This window comes from Lysinibacillus odysseyi 34hs-1 = NBRC 100172, from assembly GCF_001591965.1.
GTDB lineage: Bacteria > Bacillota > Bacilli > Bacillales_A > Planococcaceae > Lysinibacillus_B > Lysinibacillus_B odysseyi.
In genome coordinates this window covers 316632-333437 of sequence record NZ_BCVX01000002.1, presented here as the reverse complement: position 1 = coordinate 333437, position 16806 = coordinate 316632, and the positions used below count along the sequence as shown (strand labels likewise).

Annotated in this window: 11 protein-coding genes; all 11 read left to right on the top strand. The window is 43.5% G+C overall.

The window, feature by feature from the left end; translation table 11 throughout:
* Window positions 1–61 precede the first annotated feature (61 nt).
* The 11 genes from BOD01S_RS04410 to addA all read left to right on the top strand — a co-directional run bounded on the left by BOD01S_RS04410 (window position 62) and on the right by addA (window position 16720).
* On the top strand, window positions 62–1264 hold the full coding sequence (locus tag BOD01S_RS04410; RefSeq protein ID WP_233153098.1) for a DUF4097 family beta strand repeat-containing protein: 1203 nt from the start codon (window positions 62–64) through the stop codon (window positions 1262–1264).
* Window positions 1265–1713: 449 nt separating this feature from the next.
* Complete coding sequence (gene ftsE / locus BOD01S_RS04405; protein ID WP_036155691.1) at window positions 1714–2400, top strand: cell division ATP-binding protein FtsE; 687 nt, start codon at window positions 1714–1716, stop codon at window positions 2398–2400.
* Window positions 2390–3286 (top strand): permease-like cell division protein FtsX, encoded by an 897-nt coding sequence (gene ftsX / locus BOD01S_RS04400; RefSeq protein ID WP_036155692.1) that lies wholly within the window; start codon window positions 2390–2392, stop codon window positions 3284–3286. The genes ftsE and ftsX overlap by 11 nt, the downstream gene beginning before the upstream one ends.
* A 28-nt stretch (window positions 3287–3314) precedes the next feature.
* Entirely contained in the window at window positions 3315–4604 is a 1290-nt protein-coding gene (locus BOD01S_RS04395) for a murein hydrolase activator EnvC family protein (protein ID WP_036155694.1), read from the top strand.
* A 114-nt stretch (window positions 4605–4718) separates the two neighbouring features.
* Window positions 4719–5285 carry a peroxiredoxin family protein gene (locus BOD01S_RS04390; protein ID WP_036155697.1) on the top strand — a complete coding sequence of 189 codons (567 nt, stop codon included), beginning with the start codon at window positions 4719–4721 and terminating at the stop codon, window positions 5283–5285.
* A 92-nt stretch (window positions 5286–5377) separates the two neighbouring features.
* Window positions 5378–6784: a S41 family peptidase gene (locus BOD01S_RS04385; protein ID WP_088321730.1), complete on the top strand. Its 1407-nt coding sequence runs from the start codon at window positions 5378–5380 to the stop codon at window positions 6782–6784.
* Between the two features lie 296 nt (window positions 6785–7080).
* Window positions 7081–8250, top strand: a complete 1170-nt coding sequence (locus BOD01S_RS04380; RefSeq protein WP_036155698.1) for a PDZ domain-containing protein — start codon at window positions 7081–7083, stop codon at window positions 8248–8250.
* A gap of 35 nt (window positions 8251–8285) precedes the next feature.
* Window positions 8286–8441 (top strand): hypothetical protein, encoded by a 156-nt coding sequence (locus tag BOD01S_RS22835; RefSeq protein ID WP_156117042.1) that lies wholly within the window; start codon window positions 8286–8288, stop codon window positions 8439–8441.
* Window positions 8442–8787: 346 nt separating this feature from the next.
* Entirely contained in the window at window positions 8788–9402 is a 615-nt protein-coding gene (locus BOD01S_RS04375; RefSeq protein WP_036155699.1) for a TVP38/TMEM64 family protein, read from the top strand.
* Between the two features lie 78 nt (window positions 9403–9480).
* Complete coding sequence (addB, locus tag BOD01S_RS04370) at window positions 9481–13011, top strand: helicase-exonuclease AddAB subunit AddB (RefSeq protein WP_036155700.1); 3531 nt, start codon at window positions 9481–9483, stop codon at window positions 13009–13011.
* A complete protein-coding gene (gene addA, locus BOD01S_RS04365; protein WP_407655988.1) occupies window positions 12989–16720 on the top strand; it encodes a helicase-exonuclease AddAB subunit AddA in 3732 nt (1243 codons plus the stop codon). Before addB ends, addA begins: the two co-directional genes overlap by 23 nt.
* Window positions 16721–16806: the final 86 nt, after the last annotated feature.

Below are 16806 nucleotides of genomic sequence, written 5' to 3'. Positions count from 1 at the left end.
CGAAACTTTTTCGCCTCCCACGTCGTATAATAACCTATATGACGAAAGGGAGGCTTTTTTGATGGATGAACGGAAACGCATTTTAAAACTAGTGGAAAATGGTACGATTTCAGCCGAAGAAGCAATCGAGTTACTGGAAGCATTATCACAGCAAAAAGAACCTACTCAGTCTACAGCTCCTACTATGTATACGACACCGGAGCAAACAACGAACCAGGAATCCCCGTTTACGTTTGAAGAAGAGAAGAAGCGTAAAACGACAGGATTTGAAGATTTATTCAGTAAATTAGGCAATAAAGATTTAAATAGAAAAGTGGACGAGCTTATGCAGGAGCTTCGCCATGACCTATCAGAATTCGGCGGTCGCATGATGACGATGATGAATACAACACTATCAAAAGTAAAGGATTTTGATGTGGAATTCCCATTTGGTGAAAAAGTAGAATTTAATAAGTCATATGCCTTTAACGCAGAAGAGGTAAAAGGTTTTGAAATCGATATTCCGAATGGTCGCGTGACAATCGAAAAGGGAACTGCAGAGCCCCATGTAATAATCGAGGCGCTTGTCAAAACGCAGAAAAAGGATACACAGCATGATACAATCGAGGAATTTACAGATGGATTTATCGAGCTGAAGGATGGCAAGATTGAGGTGGCTACACAATCGAAACTATCCCATGTCGCCCTCAATATTATCCTGCCGGAAAAGCAATATGATGTATTTATTATACGCTTGTTAAATGGCGGCATTACAATAAATGATGCTGAGGCGAAGCTCATAAAGGTGAAAACTTATAATGGAGCAGTGAAAGTGGAGAATGTCGTATTCGACCATGCGAACCTTCAATCCGCAAACGGTGCTATTGAAGCACGCGGCATCCAGGGGGATGATATCGAAGCGGAGACGGCAAATGGCCGAATTTACATCGATGGTGATGTGAAGGAAGTCGAAGCGGAATCCGTCAACGGCCATGTAGTGGTGACGACAACATCTCAGAAAGCATATAAAGTAAAGGCCCGCACAATGGCAGGGTCTGTGGAGCTATACATTCCGAAAAATCTAGCATTGGACGGCCAGGTAACTTCTAATTTAGGCCGTACAGATGTCGGCTTAGCAGATGTCGCCGTACGCATGGGAGAAGGACAGTTCCTTCAAAAAACATGCTATTTCAACAAGATGGTAGAGGATGCGTCATTGTTGAAGATAGTCGGTGAATCACGAACGGGTTCTATCCTTGTCCGCTATACAACACAAGGTGAATAATAAGAAAAGCATCGGAAACATTTACGTTTTCCGGTGCTTTTTCTATGCAGAAAATAGCTTGGACAAGTTGTGGTGAATGGCTTAAAAGATGGCATCACTACGCCGTGATGGATAGATGATAAAATCGCTGTGTAAAACAAATAGCTTTCTTTTTAGGGAAAAGAAATGGAGCGGGCGGACCAGAGTTTTGCTGCTTTTTATCATTTCCCTTTTTTCAATTTTTTGATATGAAGTTTTTTATTGGAAAAATAAAGAGGTGTGAAAACTTCCTTGTAGAATGTAAATAGGAAAGGAGGATTAGCAGGGAATATGTAGCATTTTGTCTCATTCTCTGTAGGAATGAAATGAAACTGTAATAAAATAAAGGTTTTAAAGTGCTATAATATATGGCGGAAGAAGAAAACTAGAATTAAAAATTAGATTTAAAAATTATTAGGTGGTTTCGTTACATGATTCAAATGAAGAATGTCATAAAGAAGTACCCGAACGGTGTCCTAGCAGCAAATGGCATCACGGTGAACATAAAGCAAGGTGAATTTGTCTATGTAGTTGGTCCCAGTGGTGCCGGAAAGTCGACGTTCATCAAATTGATGTACAGAGAGGAAAAGCCGACATCAGGGGAAGTAACTGTGAGTGGGATTAACTTATCCACATTGAAAAATGCACGTGTCCCGCATCTGCGCCGTCAGTTAGGCGTTGTATTCCAAGACTTTAAACTATTACCTCGTTTAACTGTTTATGAAAACGTTGCTTTTGCGATGGAGGTAATTGAAGAGCAGCCGAAGGAAATCCGTAAACGTGTGATGGAAGTGCTCGAGCTGGTCGGCTTAAAGCATAAAGTACGGATGCTGCCGAATGAATTATCAGGCGGTGAGCAGCAGCGTGTATCCATTGCCCGCTCCATCGTCAATAAACCGAAAGTATTGATTGCCGATGAGCCTACAGGGAACTTGGACCCTGAGACTTCATGGGAGATTATGGAGATTTTCGAAGAAATCAACCGCCAAGGCACAACAATTGTCATGGCAACACATAACCGTGAAATTGTAAACACAGTCCGTAAACGAGTCATTGCTATAGAAGGCGGCATGATTGTACGTGATGAATATGGAGGTGACTACGGCTATGAAGGGTAGAACAGTGCGTAGGCATTTTCGTGAGAGCTTCAAATCGCTCGGTCGTAACGGATGGATGACATTCGCTTCCATCAGTGCCGTCACAGTTACATTATTACTGGTCGGCGTATTTGCCATCATTATGATGAACTTAAACAAAGTGGCAGACGATTTGGAGAATGATGTAGAAATTCGAGTACTGATTGAGATTTTTAATGATGAAGCAGAGATGAAAGCTGCTGAAGAAAAGCTGATAGCGCAAATAGAGAATTTGCCGGATGTATCCGAAGTTGTTTATTCGGCGAAGGAAGATGAATTGAATGATCTGATTCAAGACTTTGGGGATGAGCTAAGTCTGTTTGAACAGAACAATCCATTGCACAATGTGTTGTATGTGAAAGCAGCAGATCCACAGGCTACAGCCAAAGTAGCCAAGGAGATTGATAAGCTTGATTATACATATGAAGTATTGTACGGCGAAGGAAAAGTAGAGAAACTATTTAGCTTCTTAAATATTAGCCGCAATATCGGATTAGTATTGATTCTTGGTTTATTGTTTACAGCGATGTTCTTAATCTCCAATACGATTCGTATTACGATTATTGCCCGTAAGGATGAAATTGAGATTATGAAACTAGTAGGGGCAACTAATTCATTTGTACGGATTCCGTTCGTATTAGAAGGAATGTGGATCGGTTTGTTAGGGTCTGTCATTCCAATTGTTGTCGTTTCTACCGTTTATTATAATCTCTACCATACATTAGCTCCACGTTTGAAAGGGAATATGCTGGAGCTGCTGAATGTTACACCTCTTTTATATCAAGTAAATGCGTTACTTGTTTTAATCGGTCTGTTAATCGGAATTTGGGGCAGCTTTATGTCGGTCCGTAAATTCCTGAAAGTTTAGCCATGTGAAATGAAGGGAGCATCACCAATTGAAAAAGGGAAATAAGAAGCCTTGGAAGTCGGCCGCTGTTTTCATGGCACTGCTATTAATGGTTCAAGTGCCTGCAGCGTATGCGACATCTTTATCAGATTTACAGCAGGAACAGAAAAAGATTAATCAACAGAAAAATTCATTAAACAGTTCCATTAACCAAAAGTCTTCTCAAATTAAAACAAACCAATCGAAGCAAGAGCAGTTAATGCAGCAGATTCAGACATTAAATGCTGAGATTGAGAAAACAAATACATCGATTGCAGAAGTGAAGAAAAATATCGGAGCAACAAATAAGGAAATTCAAGAGCTGGAAGAAGCGATTAAAGAATTGCAGCGTAAAATTGATGAGCGTAATGCATTATTAGAAGAACGTGCACGCGCCATCCAATCGAACGGATCTGTAAGTTACCTGGATGTGCTGCTTGGTGCTAATAGTTTCGTAGATTTCATTGACCGTTTCTCTGCGGTCAGCACATTAATGGATGCGGATCGTCAAATTATGCGCGATCAGCAAAATGACCAGGAAAAGTTGGAAGAACAGAAAACAATTCTTCAAAATAAGAAAAAGCAGTTGGAAAATGATAAAGCAAAGCTTGAGTCGCTAAAAGCTTCATTAGATTCCCAAAAAGCTGAGAAAGATAAATTAATAGATGAGCTTGAAGCAGAGCAGGCGAAATTAAAAACTGAAAAAGCGTTACTGGAAGAGCAGTATTCCGAGGCGCTGGAGCTGAACAAAGATATAGAATCTCAAATCCAAAAAGAACAAGCCCGCCTTGCTGAAATTGCACGCCAGGAAGCAGAGCGTAAAAAGCAGCAGCAAAGCTCACATTCAGGTGGAGGAAGCAGTGTGTCAGGAGAGGGACCGGCTGTTTCAGCTGGTACATGGACAAAGCCTGCCAATGGACGTTTGACTTCACCATTCGGCTGGCGTAACATCGGCGCCGGTCCAGAATTCCATTATGGTGTCGATATTGCCAATGCAGCCGGCACACCTGTTGTAGCAGCTGCCGATGGAGTTGTATCATATGCAGCGCCATTATCCTCTTATGGAAATGTCATTATGGTGACACACTCTATTGATGGCCAAATATGGACAACTGTCTATGCCCATTTAAATGGCTTTAATGTAAGTAAAGGACAATCCGTTTCAAAAGGACAAGTTATTGCACCAATGGGAAGCACAGGCCGATCTACAGGTCCACACGTTCACTTTGAAATCCATAATGGACCATGGAGCGGTTCCCGCAACAATGCATTAAACCCATTACGTTATATTTCGTTATAGAAAAGAGCTTATATAAGAAAAGGGATGCCCATTTTGCGGCATTCCCTTTTTTTTGTTAGACTAATATGGAAAAGAAATGGTCGTCCATTTACCATGCACAATCGGAGGCTAACAATGAAGAAGAATATCGGATTGCTGTTCGTCCTTGCTCTGGTAGCTACCATGCTTGGAACATACATTCATCAACAGCTTCAAAAGGCTGAGGCTATTGATAAAGTCGGTTATGAAGCGGATCTGTCAAAAGAAGAGGGATTGCAGAAGGGCGCAATAGCACCTGACTTCACCCTAGAAACGATAACAGGAGAGAAAGTCACGCTTTCCGATTTAAAGGGAAAGAAGGTTATTTTAAATTTCTGGGCAACATGGTGCAGGCCATGCCAAATCGAAATGCCCCATCTACAATCGTATTATGAAGATTATGCCAAAAAGGATAATGTCGTGATCATCGCTGCCAATACGACATATAATGATCAAGGAAAGGACAAGATCGAGACATTTATTAATAGACTTGATATTACCTTCCCGATCCTGCTCATGCCGGATCGCAATATTATCAAAACGTATGAAGTATTAACAATTCCCTCTACATTTGTAATTGATACGGAAGGAAGAATCCAGCATCATATTGTAGGACCGCTTGATAAAGATGCCATTCGGGATTATGTGACACAATTAGATTAAGCCGACGAGGTTCGACTTTTTATGTATGTTCTTATTATTCTATTCATATTCTTAGAATAGAGGTGAGAAGGATACCAAAAAGTCGACTTTTTTTGTTTTTAGCGTTTACTGTCTTGGCCGTGACGACCTATACAGCCGTCCGGCATCAGTTTGTGTCGGTTGAAGGCGCAAGCGAACTTGAGGTAGTGGAAGAGCTATATTCATTGATTGAAGAACAGTCGGTTTACGAGTTGGAAAGTGGAACACTTGTGGAAGGGGCACTCCGGGGGATGGCCTCGGCAATTCAGGACCCTTACAGTACGTATTACTCGAAGGAAGAGGCTGCCATTCATAAGGCATCGCTCGCTGGTGAAAAAGTCGGGATAGGCATTGAAATGTCGGAAAAAAACGGCAAGTTCCTTGTCATCTCACCCGTAAAATCTTCGCCGGCTGAAAAGGCAGGCATCCGTCCGTATGATGAAATTGTACAGATTAACGATGTTCGCCTTGATGGGAAAACGATGGGTGAAGTGATGAAGCTCATGCAAGGCAAGGCTGGAGAGAAAGTATCTCTTGTCCTTTATCGTCCAAGCCTAGAGCGTCACATAACAGTTGTCGTTGAACGAGCAGAAATGAAAAATGAAACAGTACTATCCGAAATAGTGGAGGTAGAAGGAGTAAAAATTGGCCATATCACAATCACGCTATTTGCGGAAAATACGGTTGAACAATGGCTCGAATCCCTTACAAAGCTGATGGAGCAGGATATCAAAGGTCTTATTGTCGATGTTCGGGACAATCCAGGTGGTTACTTACATAGTGTAGCGGGCATCATTAGTACGCTTGGAGAACAAAACAAGACATTTGCTTACATGCAGGATGCAAAGGGGCATCTGGAACCGGTAAAGACCGTGAAAGTAGAAGGCTTAGAGAAATTAAATAAGGCAGTACGCAAGCTACCGCTTGTCGTCTTGCAAAATGAAGGGTCAGCATCTGCGAGTGAAGTGTTCAGTGCTGCTATGCAAAGCTGGGGAACAGGTACATTAGTTGGTGTTACAAGCTTCGGGAAAGGAACTGTACAGGAATCGTGGAATTTAGCAAATGGAGGGCAGGTCAAGCTATCGACAAATAAATGGCTGACACCAAAAGAAGCCTGGGTTCACGGCAAGGGTGTAAAGCCTGATGTAGACGCAGAACAGCATCCATTGTTTGAAATTGAATTTGTACCATTAAGAGGACGGTTTGAAGTAGGGGATTTCAGTGAAGAAGTAGCCTATGCACAAAAGGTGCTGCATGCATTTGGGTTCCAAATTGTAAGACAGGACGGCTATTTTGATGAAACGACACAAGAAGCCGTCATCGATTTCCGCGAGCGATATGATTTAGATGAGGGCGATGCGCTAGATGAATTATTCTTTGAAAAACTACAAGAGCAAATTACATTATATAAAAGCAAAAAAGAAAATGATCTACAGCTGCAAATGGCGGTCAGCTATTTGATGCATAAAGCGGGCCACTAAATTTGTATACGCAATAAACGATGCATTTGATACAATAAGTGTAACTTCTTTTAGCAGAAGACAAAGTTTTATAGTGGGAAGTTAACTGTGAAGATAAATAACTGCAGTTAGCCGAACGTATGCCAAAAGAAGTGGAAGCCTTGGCATATATTACGGATTTTAGAAAGGTTCTTCAAGAAAAGTCAGCCGTCCTAACGGCAACAGCTGACAGGACATACGCTTGTGAACCTGGGCACAAAGCCAAATTCAGTAATGCTGAGGCGTAATTGATTGAGTAAGAGACGGCAGGTGGAATTATGTACGCAACAATTTTAGTAGAATTACTCCAAGGAATCGGACGTTTTTTTATTAACCCTCTTTTCTATTTAACCATTATGTTTGCTATCCTTTTAGGGTATAACCGTGTAAAAAGGGAAAGACGCTTTTTTCACATTCGTGTCGTCAATGGTTGGTCTGAACTGAAAAATGGTTTGACAGGCGGACTGCTGGTGTCTCTGCTTCTTTCTGTAGTCATTGTCGCTGCAGGTTTAACGGTCACACCGCAGTTCCTGCTCGTATTAAGTGTAGTAACGGTTGTCGGATTGATCTTGTATACGCTTCACTTTTTGTCTCCGGTAATCTTGATTACTGTTAGCTTTATTGTGCTTGTTATTTTAGAGCAGACAGATACAGCCTTTGCATTTGTAGGAATTGAAGTGGACGGGGCTATGTGGAATGAGACAAGTGTGGTACCGCTTTGCATTCTTGCGGGACTGCTCGTAATGACAGAAGGATGGCTGATCAGAAAAAAAGGTGCTTATTTTGCATCACCTGTTCTTGAAAATACAAAGCGTGGAATGAAGGCAGTTGCTTATTTATCGAAGCCGGTTTGGCTGTTGCCGTTATTATTTGTAATTCCAGGTGAAGGCATTTCTTCGTATGTGCCGTATTGGCCGCAGTTCACCCTTGGAGGAGAATCCTTCAGTCTTGTGCTGTTCCCGTTTATTATTGGATTTCAGCAAAAAGTCCGCAAGACGCTGCCTGTTTATTTTTATCCGAAACTGGCCAAAACGGTCATGCTGCTCGGTATAGCAATTACACTGGGAGGCATCGTTGCTTATTTCATGAAAGAAGCAGGGTTTGTCATGCTGCTGGCAGGTACGCTTATCCGCCTGCTCATTACACTGCAGTATAAAATGCAGGAGCGTGATGATGTGTATGCAGTTGCCCCAAGCTCAAATGGTGCGATGATTGCGGCAGTCCTGCCGAATTCGCCGGCGGAAAAAATGGGCTTGGTTACAGGTGAAATCATTAAAAAAGTAAACGGTCGTGACGTGCAGACGGAACGAGAGTTATATGAAGCGCTGCAGGTAAATGCGGCCCATTGTAAAATTGAAGTACTTGACCATCATAAAGAGCTTCGGCTGACACAGCATGCTGTTCATAGCAATGACCATCACGGCATTGGTTTGCTGTTGGCGAGGTAGAGAGGCATCTCCCGTTTCACGGGAGGTGTTTTTTTATGGAGATAAACTGCGGCTTTTTAGACTCCCTACTAAACGTTAAGTGTAACAAGCTGCTTTTATCAGTAGCTGTTTGGAATGGCGAATGGCAGCTCCTTGGGGATGCGCGCATACGGAAAAAAATGGTTTCGGGGTCTATCCCTGAAATCATTTAGTTGGAGCCGTACCCGAGGAAAGCGTCCAGTCAGAATGAAAAATAACCTTAGAGTAAGATGTCGACCACTTTTAAAAAACGGGTAGAGAAGTAGAAAGGGAGGTTTCTAAATGAAGAAGTAAACCAATCTTGTAGAAAAAGCGTCTATATAAAAAATAGAAGCTTTCATAGAAGAGAATCTGTTGTTTTTATAGGAAAAATGGCTATAATTTTACTGATAAATAGGCGTAATAGTGGGATGCTATTATGAAAACAGAAGTGCAGTGTTTGTAAAAAGCGCTTTTGTATTATAATAATATTCAGAAATTAATGCTTAGAAATATAGATTTACATTTGGAGTGGTTGACATGTTCGATTGGCTGACGGTTGAAAATATAGAGGAGTTAGAAAAGTATTACCGGACATTGGGACCGCTTGTTAGTATCCTGCTGCCCTTCATTGAAGCCTTTTTACCCTTTTTACCCCTTTTTGTAATTGTGGTGGCTAATGTAAATGCGTTTGGATTGTTTTGGGGATTTATCCTGTCGTGGGTGGGGACGACCCTCGGATCTTATGCTGTCTTTCTTGTAGTCCGCAAATTTGGACGGCATCCGAGACTTCAATTTTTCACACAGCGCAAGCGGATAAAAAAGCTGATTAAATGGGTGGACATGAACGGGCTGAGTCCATTGTTTGTGTTGCTGTGCTTTCCGTTTACCCCGTCTGTCCTTGTAAATATTGTAGCAGGGCTTTCTCATATACATCCGCGTTTTTATTTATTGGCGATTATTATCGGAAAGCTGGTCATGATTTTTTCCATGAGCTTTATTGGACAAGACATTACAGAGCTGCTTCACAATCCGGTGAAGCTGATTCTTTCGGTCGTTGTTATTTTCCTTTTATGGTTGTTAGGAAAGGCGGTAGAAGTACGCCTTAACAAAAGGGTTGAACGTGATCTACAAAAACGCCATAAAAAGGAATGATAGGCGAGCTTTTTCGGCATACACGAACATGTATTCTAAGGTACAATAGAACTAATGAGTTTTTAAGGGGGAATTGCTGTGTCACTACGTATCGTTTCAGGACGAGCAGGCACGGGGAAAACAACATTCATCCATGAGGAGATCGTAAAAGACATCAAAAACGATCCGCTGGGACACCCGATTTTCCTAATTGTGCCTGATCAAGTATCCTTCACAACCGAGTTTGAAATGACAAACAATTATGATGTGCAAGGAATTATGCGTGCACAGGTATTAACATTTAAACGTCTGGCATGGTTTATTCTGCAGGAAACAGGGGGCATTGCAAAGGAACGAATCGACAGCTTCGGCTATCGTATGCTGCTCCGTAGAATACTAGAAGAGCATAAAGAGGAGTTTACACTGTTCAGACAAGCTGCTGGAAAGAGAGGGTTCACACAGGAGGTAGAGTTGCTCCTCCGTGAATTCAGTCAGTATGATATTACGAGCGAATCGATTGTGCCGCTTATTGAAGAGTTGGAACAAGCGAATGCCTCACCTACATTAATTGCTAAGATGAAAGATTTTGAGATTATTTTACGGGAGCTGGAAGATCGGCTTGGGGATGGCTATGTCGATGGGGAAGGATTTTACCCGCTTCTTGTCGAGCAGCTGAAAAATTCCTCTCGTATTCACAATGCTTATGTGTATATTGACGGCTTTGTCATGTTTACAAAGAGGGAGTTTGCTATTATTCAGCAGTTGCTCGCTTTGGCAAAGCGTGTGACGATCGTGCTTCCATTCGAGTCACCGTTGGATGCGCAGGATACGGATGCCTTGTTTTACCGGGCAGCGATGTCCTATGACAAATTGCTTTCTGAAGCGATGCAATTGGGTGTAGATATTGAGCCGCGTGTTCATCTGGAAGTAGGACACCGCTTTGAAAATAAGGATTTACAGCATGTGGAGCAAAATTTCCATGCTCCTATTCCGGCAATAAAACGTTCACAAGGCTTTGTACAAGTGATAGAAGGGTCGAATCGGCGGGCCGAAATACAGGCGATTGCCCGGGAAATAAGGAGACTTGTGCAGGAAGAGGGCATGCATTACCGTGATATTGGTATTATGTATCGACAAGCGGATGTATATGATCCAGTTATCGCTACGACATTTGCACAATATGACATTCCGTTCTTCTCAAACGAAAAGCGTCCTATGCTGCATCATCCACTGATTGAACTAACGAGATCGGCTTTGGAAGTCGTGACATCTAACTGGCTGTATGAGCCGGTATTCCGCAGTGTAAAAACAGATTTATTCTTTCCGATAGACAGTAATATCCATGAAATGCGGGAGAATATGGACCAGCTCGAAAACTTCGTGATTGCCAAAGGGATTATTCGCGACCGCTGGAAGAAGGATGACTATTGGGAATATAGACGCTTCCGTACTTTGGAGAAGCTCGGTTATGTGCAAAAAACAGCCGAAGAGAAAATGCAGCAGTTCCTGATGCAAATGCGCGACATCATTCGCACACCGCTGATGAAGCTGGAAAGCAAGCTGAAAAAGGCGGAAAATGGCCTTGCAATCGCACAAGCAATCTATGAATTTGTGGAAGAGCTGAACGTTTATGAGAAGCTGGATCGTCTTAAGGAGCACGAGCTGGAAAGTGCCGCCTATGAACAGGCAAGCGAGCATGATCAGGTTTGGGACGGCTGGGTGAATGTGCTGGATCAGTTTGTGCTGATGTTTGGGGATCAAAAAATCCCGCTTGAGGAAGCGCTGCAGCTGCTGGAAGAAGGGTTTGATTCCCTGAAGTTTTCTGGTATCCCGCCCAGCATCGATGAAGTGACGGTTTCTACACTTGATGCTTCGCGTTTTGATAACAAGAAGGCAATTTTTGTGATTGGGGTTAATGATGGTGTTTATCCGCAGCGTATAGACAATGAAGGGCTGCTTAGTGATGCAGAACGCGAGCATTTTGACGCTGTGCATTATGAGCTGGCGCCGAATTCCAAAAGCAAGCTGTTCCACGAGGCGTTTTTGATCTACCGGGCGATTTCTTCACCGACGGATCGTCTGTACTTGACTTTTGCAAATGCTGATGAAGAAGGTAAAGGCCTCCTTCCGTCTCTTTATATCAGTCGGATGGAAAAGCTGTTTGAAGGAATGCCGTACAACCGTGTGTTTATTGATCCGGTGGAGGAGACAAATGAGCAGAATGCCCTTCAATATTTGCGGCATCCATCTCCATCGATTGCCTATTTAACGATGCAGCTTAAATATGCGGAGATTTTAAAGAAACCACTTGAGCCAATATGGGCTGCTTTGCAGGCTTTTTATGAGCGGGATCCTTATTGGACATCTATTTTACAAAAGGTTTCTAAGCCGCTTTACGAAAAGAATGAAGCCCAGCCGCTGACAGAAGAAAATACAGCGCAGTTATACGGGGATGAACTATCTGCGAGTGTATCGCGTATTGAGAAATTTTACAGCTGTCCGTTTGCTCATTTCACTACGTATGGGCTGCAGCTCCAGGAGCGTCTGCAGTACAAGCTGGAATCGTTTGCGATGGGTGATTTATTCCATGAAGCATTACGGTCTATTTTAACAAGCGGGGACATGCCGCCTAAGACATACGGGGAGTGTCTGGAACAAGCGCGGGCGACGGTCAATCCGCTTGTAGCCGTATTTTCTTATAATATTTTAGACAGTACTTCCCGTTATTTGTACATTAAAGAAAAGCTGATCCGCATTGTCGCGAGAACGTTATATGCTTTGACACAGCAGGCACAGTATTCGAAATTTAAGCCGATTGCCCATGAAAAACCGTTTGGCAAGTTCGACCAGAAGTCGATGAAGGAACAGGAAAGGCCGCTATCTGCCTTGGAGCTGGATCTTCGCCATAATCGGAAAATGGTACTGCGCGGGCAGATTGATAGAATCGATGCCTATGATGACGGTGATAAAGTGCACCTGCGGGTAGTAGATTACAAGTCATCACGCCATATGGTCAGCTTAAATGAAGTGTACCACGGGCTGTCATTGCAGCTGCTCACTTATTTGGATGTGGCGCTGCGCAATGTCGACGAGCTGCTGCCAAATGAAAACAAGGAAGTGCTTGTATCACCGGCAGGTATGCTGTATGTACATGTACATGACCCGCTGCTTTCCTTCCAGGACCTTGTGGATGTGAACGTACAGGAACTGAAACGCTTAGAGGAATACCGGATGACAGGGCTAGTCACAACGAATGAAAAAGTACTAACTGCGATGGATGAGACACTTGAAAACCGAGGAGATTCAAAGGTAATCAAAGTCGGTATGACAAAAAAGGATGGCTCATTTAAAAAAGGTTCTATCGTAATGGAGGAAGAGCTGTTACCATCATTGCAGCAGTTTGTTTTAGAAAAGCATAAAGAAGCGGGCAATGAAATTTATGAGGGCAAGACGGCCATTGCCCCGTACCGCTTACACAAAAAGACAGCATGCGAATATTGTAACTTCAACTCGGTTTGCCAATTTGATCCGAGTGACGGTTCGCAAGGGTATCGTGATTTGCCAAAACTGGAAAAAGAAGAAGTCATGCAGCAAATAAAGAAGGAGTGTGGTAGAGATGGCGACGAGTGAAGCGCAAAAGACAAAGTGGACCCCAGAACAGCAGCTTGCGATTGATTCGAAGGGCCGGGATATTCTAGTTGCTGCCGCAGCCGGTTCGGGAAAGACAGCTGTGCTGATTGAACGGTTAATCCAAAAAGTTTTGGATAAGGACAATCCGGTTGATGTAGATCAGCTGCTTGTCGTCACATTTACAAATGCCTCGGCCGCAGAAATGCGCAGCCGTATGGCAGAAGCACTCGAAAAAGAAATTGCCAAGGCACCTGACAGCCGGTTTCTGCGCCGCCAGCTGAGTCTGATTGGAAAAGCACAGATTTCTACATTGCACTCTTTCTGCCTGGCGATTTGCCGGCAATACGCCTATATGATTGATTTGGACCCAGGTTTTCGTATTGCAAGCCAGGATGAAGTGGCACTGTTGCGGGATGATGTATTAATGAACGTGCTGGAGCGTGCATACGGCGGGTTGGAAGAAACAATCAGCCTGGAAGAAATGTATACACTTGTTGACAGCTTTACTTCTGATCGAAGCGACCAGCAAATTGAGCAGCTGGTGGATAGATTATATGAAATGTCACGTGTTCATCCGGCGCCGTATGAATGGTTACAACGATTGCCGGATGCTTATGATATAGCGGCAGGCACAAAGGTGGACGAGCTGTTCTTCATTAACGAAGTGAAGGAAGCATTGATGAATGAAGTCATGATGGCCAAATCACGTATCGAGGATATGCAGGAATATGCTACCGATGCATATGGCCTACAAAGCTATCAAAAGGTTATAGAGGCAGACGGAATTATTTTGGACACGCTTTTCCGGCTGTTAGAAGAAGGAACGTGGCAGGAAGTATATGAGCTGCTCGGTAATTTAAAATGGGCGACAATGCCACGGCTAGGTAAAAATGATATTTTCGATGAAGTGGCAAAGGAAAAGGCAATGAAGCTTCGTAATGCCGCGAAGGATATTATTACAAAAAAGGTAAAAACACCGTACTTCTCACGTTCGCCTGAGCGGCTGCTGGAAGAAATGCGGATGATGAAGCCGATTATCGAAACGCTCGTTCATTTGACAATCGTTTATAGTGAAGCGTTTAAGGCAGCCAAACTGGAAAAGGGGCTCGTGGACTTTTCGGATTTAGAGCATTATGCACTGGAAATTTTGACGGATGATGAACGAAATCCATCTTCTGTAGCAAAGGATTTCCAAGAACGGTTTAAGGAAGTGCTTGTCGATGAGTACCAGGATGTGAACATGCTGCAAGAGACGATTCTTCAGCTTGTGAAAACAGGTACTGTAGAAAACGGCAACATGTTTATGGTAGGGGATGTAAAGCAGTCGATCTATGCATTCCGTCTTGCAGAGCCGCGTCTTTTCATGGACAAGTATAAACAGTTCCAGCTATCTACAGAAGAAAATCTCCAAACAGGGTTGAAAATTGATTTAAATGCAAACTTCCGCAGTCGGAAAGAAGTATTAAATAGTACAAACCATGTATTTGAGCAGTTGATGGATGAGGCAGTCGGGGAGATTAATTACGATGAAAAGGCTGCGCTGAAGTTCAAGGCTAACTATAATGAAAAGAATGTCCCTGTAGAGCTTGTTTTGCTGAACGGAGGAGATGATGTACCGGATGCAGCTGCTTGGGATGGGGAAGAGATAGATTTGGAGGCAGAAGAAGTAGAAAGCCTCCAGACTTCCCAGCAGGAGGCTCGCTATATTATTAGCCGTATTCAACAGCTGGTGGAGGCGGAGTATCCTGTATTTAATCCAAAAGACGGCACGACACGTCCTATTCGCTATAGCGATATCGTTATTTTAATGCGTTCCATGACATGGGCTTCCGAGCTGTCGGAGGAATTCAAAGCAGCCGGCATCCCGTTATATGCCGAATCGTCCAAAGGCTATTTTGATGCGCTGGAAGTGATGATTATGCTGAATGTATTGAAAGTAATCGACAACCCTTACCAGGACATCCCGCTTGTGTCCGTGTTACGGGCGCCGTTTATCGGGCTGACAGAGAATGAGCTTGCGGAAATCCGGCTTGCCGAGCGTAATGTACCTTTTTACCAGGCATTGAAAACATATTTGCAGCAGGCAACGGGCAATATTCACCCGCTGACATTGCGAAAACTTGAAAAGTTCCTTGAGCACCTTCGGGCATGGCGTGCCGAGGCACGCCGAGGTCCATTGGCAGATTTAATCTGGGATATTTATTTGAAAACGAATTACTACGAAATGGTCGGCGCTATGGCAAATGGGAAGCAGCGCCAGGCGAATCTCCGTGCACTGCATGACCGTGCGCTGTCCTATGAAAAAACGTCCTTTCGCGGTTTATTCCGGTTCCTTCGTTTCATTGACCGGATGAAATCACGCGGAGATGATTTAGGGATTGCCAAATCAATCGGAGAAGCAGATGATGTTGTCCGTCTTGTTACGATTCACTCATCAAAAGGGCTGGAGTTCCCGGTGGTCTTCGTAGCAGGGCTTGGGCGCCAGTTTAATATGATGGACTTCCATGGCTATTATTTATTCGACCAGGAATTCGGTATGGCCGTTAAAGCTGTTCATCCGCAGGACCGGGTGATGTATACATCCTTACCATACCTGGCACTGAAAAATAAACGGGTAGCGAAAATGAAGGCGGAAGAAATGCGGATTCTTTATGTAGCAATGACAAGAGCGAAGGAAAAATTGATTCTTGTCGGCTCTGTAAAGGATTGGGACGATACGCTGAAAAAATGGAGCGAGGTACAGGATTTACCGGCAGATGCGTTATTGCCAAATCACATCCGTGCTGGTGCGAAAACTTATTTAGATTGGATTGGCCCGGCTGTAGCGCGGCATGAGGACTTTAAACCACTTCTCGTGGATGAGGAAAATGTGGCTGAGCTTGTCACTGATTTTCTATGGAAAATCGAAGTGATCCCAAATGGGCGTTATGTGCAGAAGAAAATAGGGGAAGAACAGGACAACGTACTAGTAGAGCAGCCGGAAGTGGATGAGGCGCTCGTTAATGAGCTGACAAAACGCTTTACGACTATGTACCCTTATATGCAGGCAGTGAATAAAAAATCCAAAACTTCCGTTTCCGAGATTAAGCGCTATGAGGCAATGCAGCGAGTAGAGGAACAGGATCCGCCATTTAACCTGCTGAAGCAGTCAAGCAAAGGGCTTATTCGCAGGCCGATGTTTATACAGGAGAAGAAACTAACGGCAACAGAACGAGGAACCGTAGTGCATACGGTCATGCAGCATGTACCGCAGCAAGGATTTGAAAGTATTCAGCAGGCAAATGCGTTTTTAAATAGTTTAGTGGAACGTCAGCTTCTCCATCAGCGGGAAGCAGATGCAATCGATATGGAAGATGTCATGGCATTCTTTGCTTCACCGCTTGGAGTGCGATTTAAACAGGCGACTTTCATGCTTCGGGAAGTACCATTTACCCTTAGTCGGACAGATAGAGAAGGCGATGCGCAAATTGTGCAGGGGATCATTGACTGTCTGTTCCAAGATCAGGACGGGCGCTGGGTGCTGCTTGACTATAAAACAGACCGCATTAGACCGCCATTTGATCAGGAGCCGGCTTTAACGAAGGAAATGAAAGACCGGTATAGTCTGCAGCTGGCAATTTACGAAGAAGCGATCCAGACAATAAATTATATCCACGTGGATGAGCGTATCCTTTATCTGTATGATATAGGGAAGGCTCTTACAATTTAAGGAAGGATGTGCCGTAAAAGGTACATCCTTTTTCTTATGGTCAAACCGGAAAAATGGAATATTTTTATCAAATGGCAAGCGGGTAT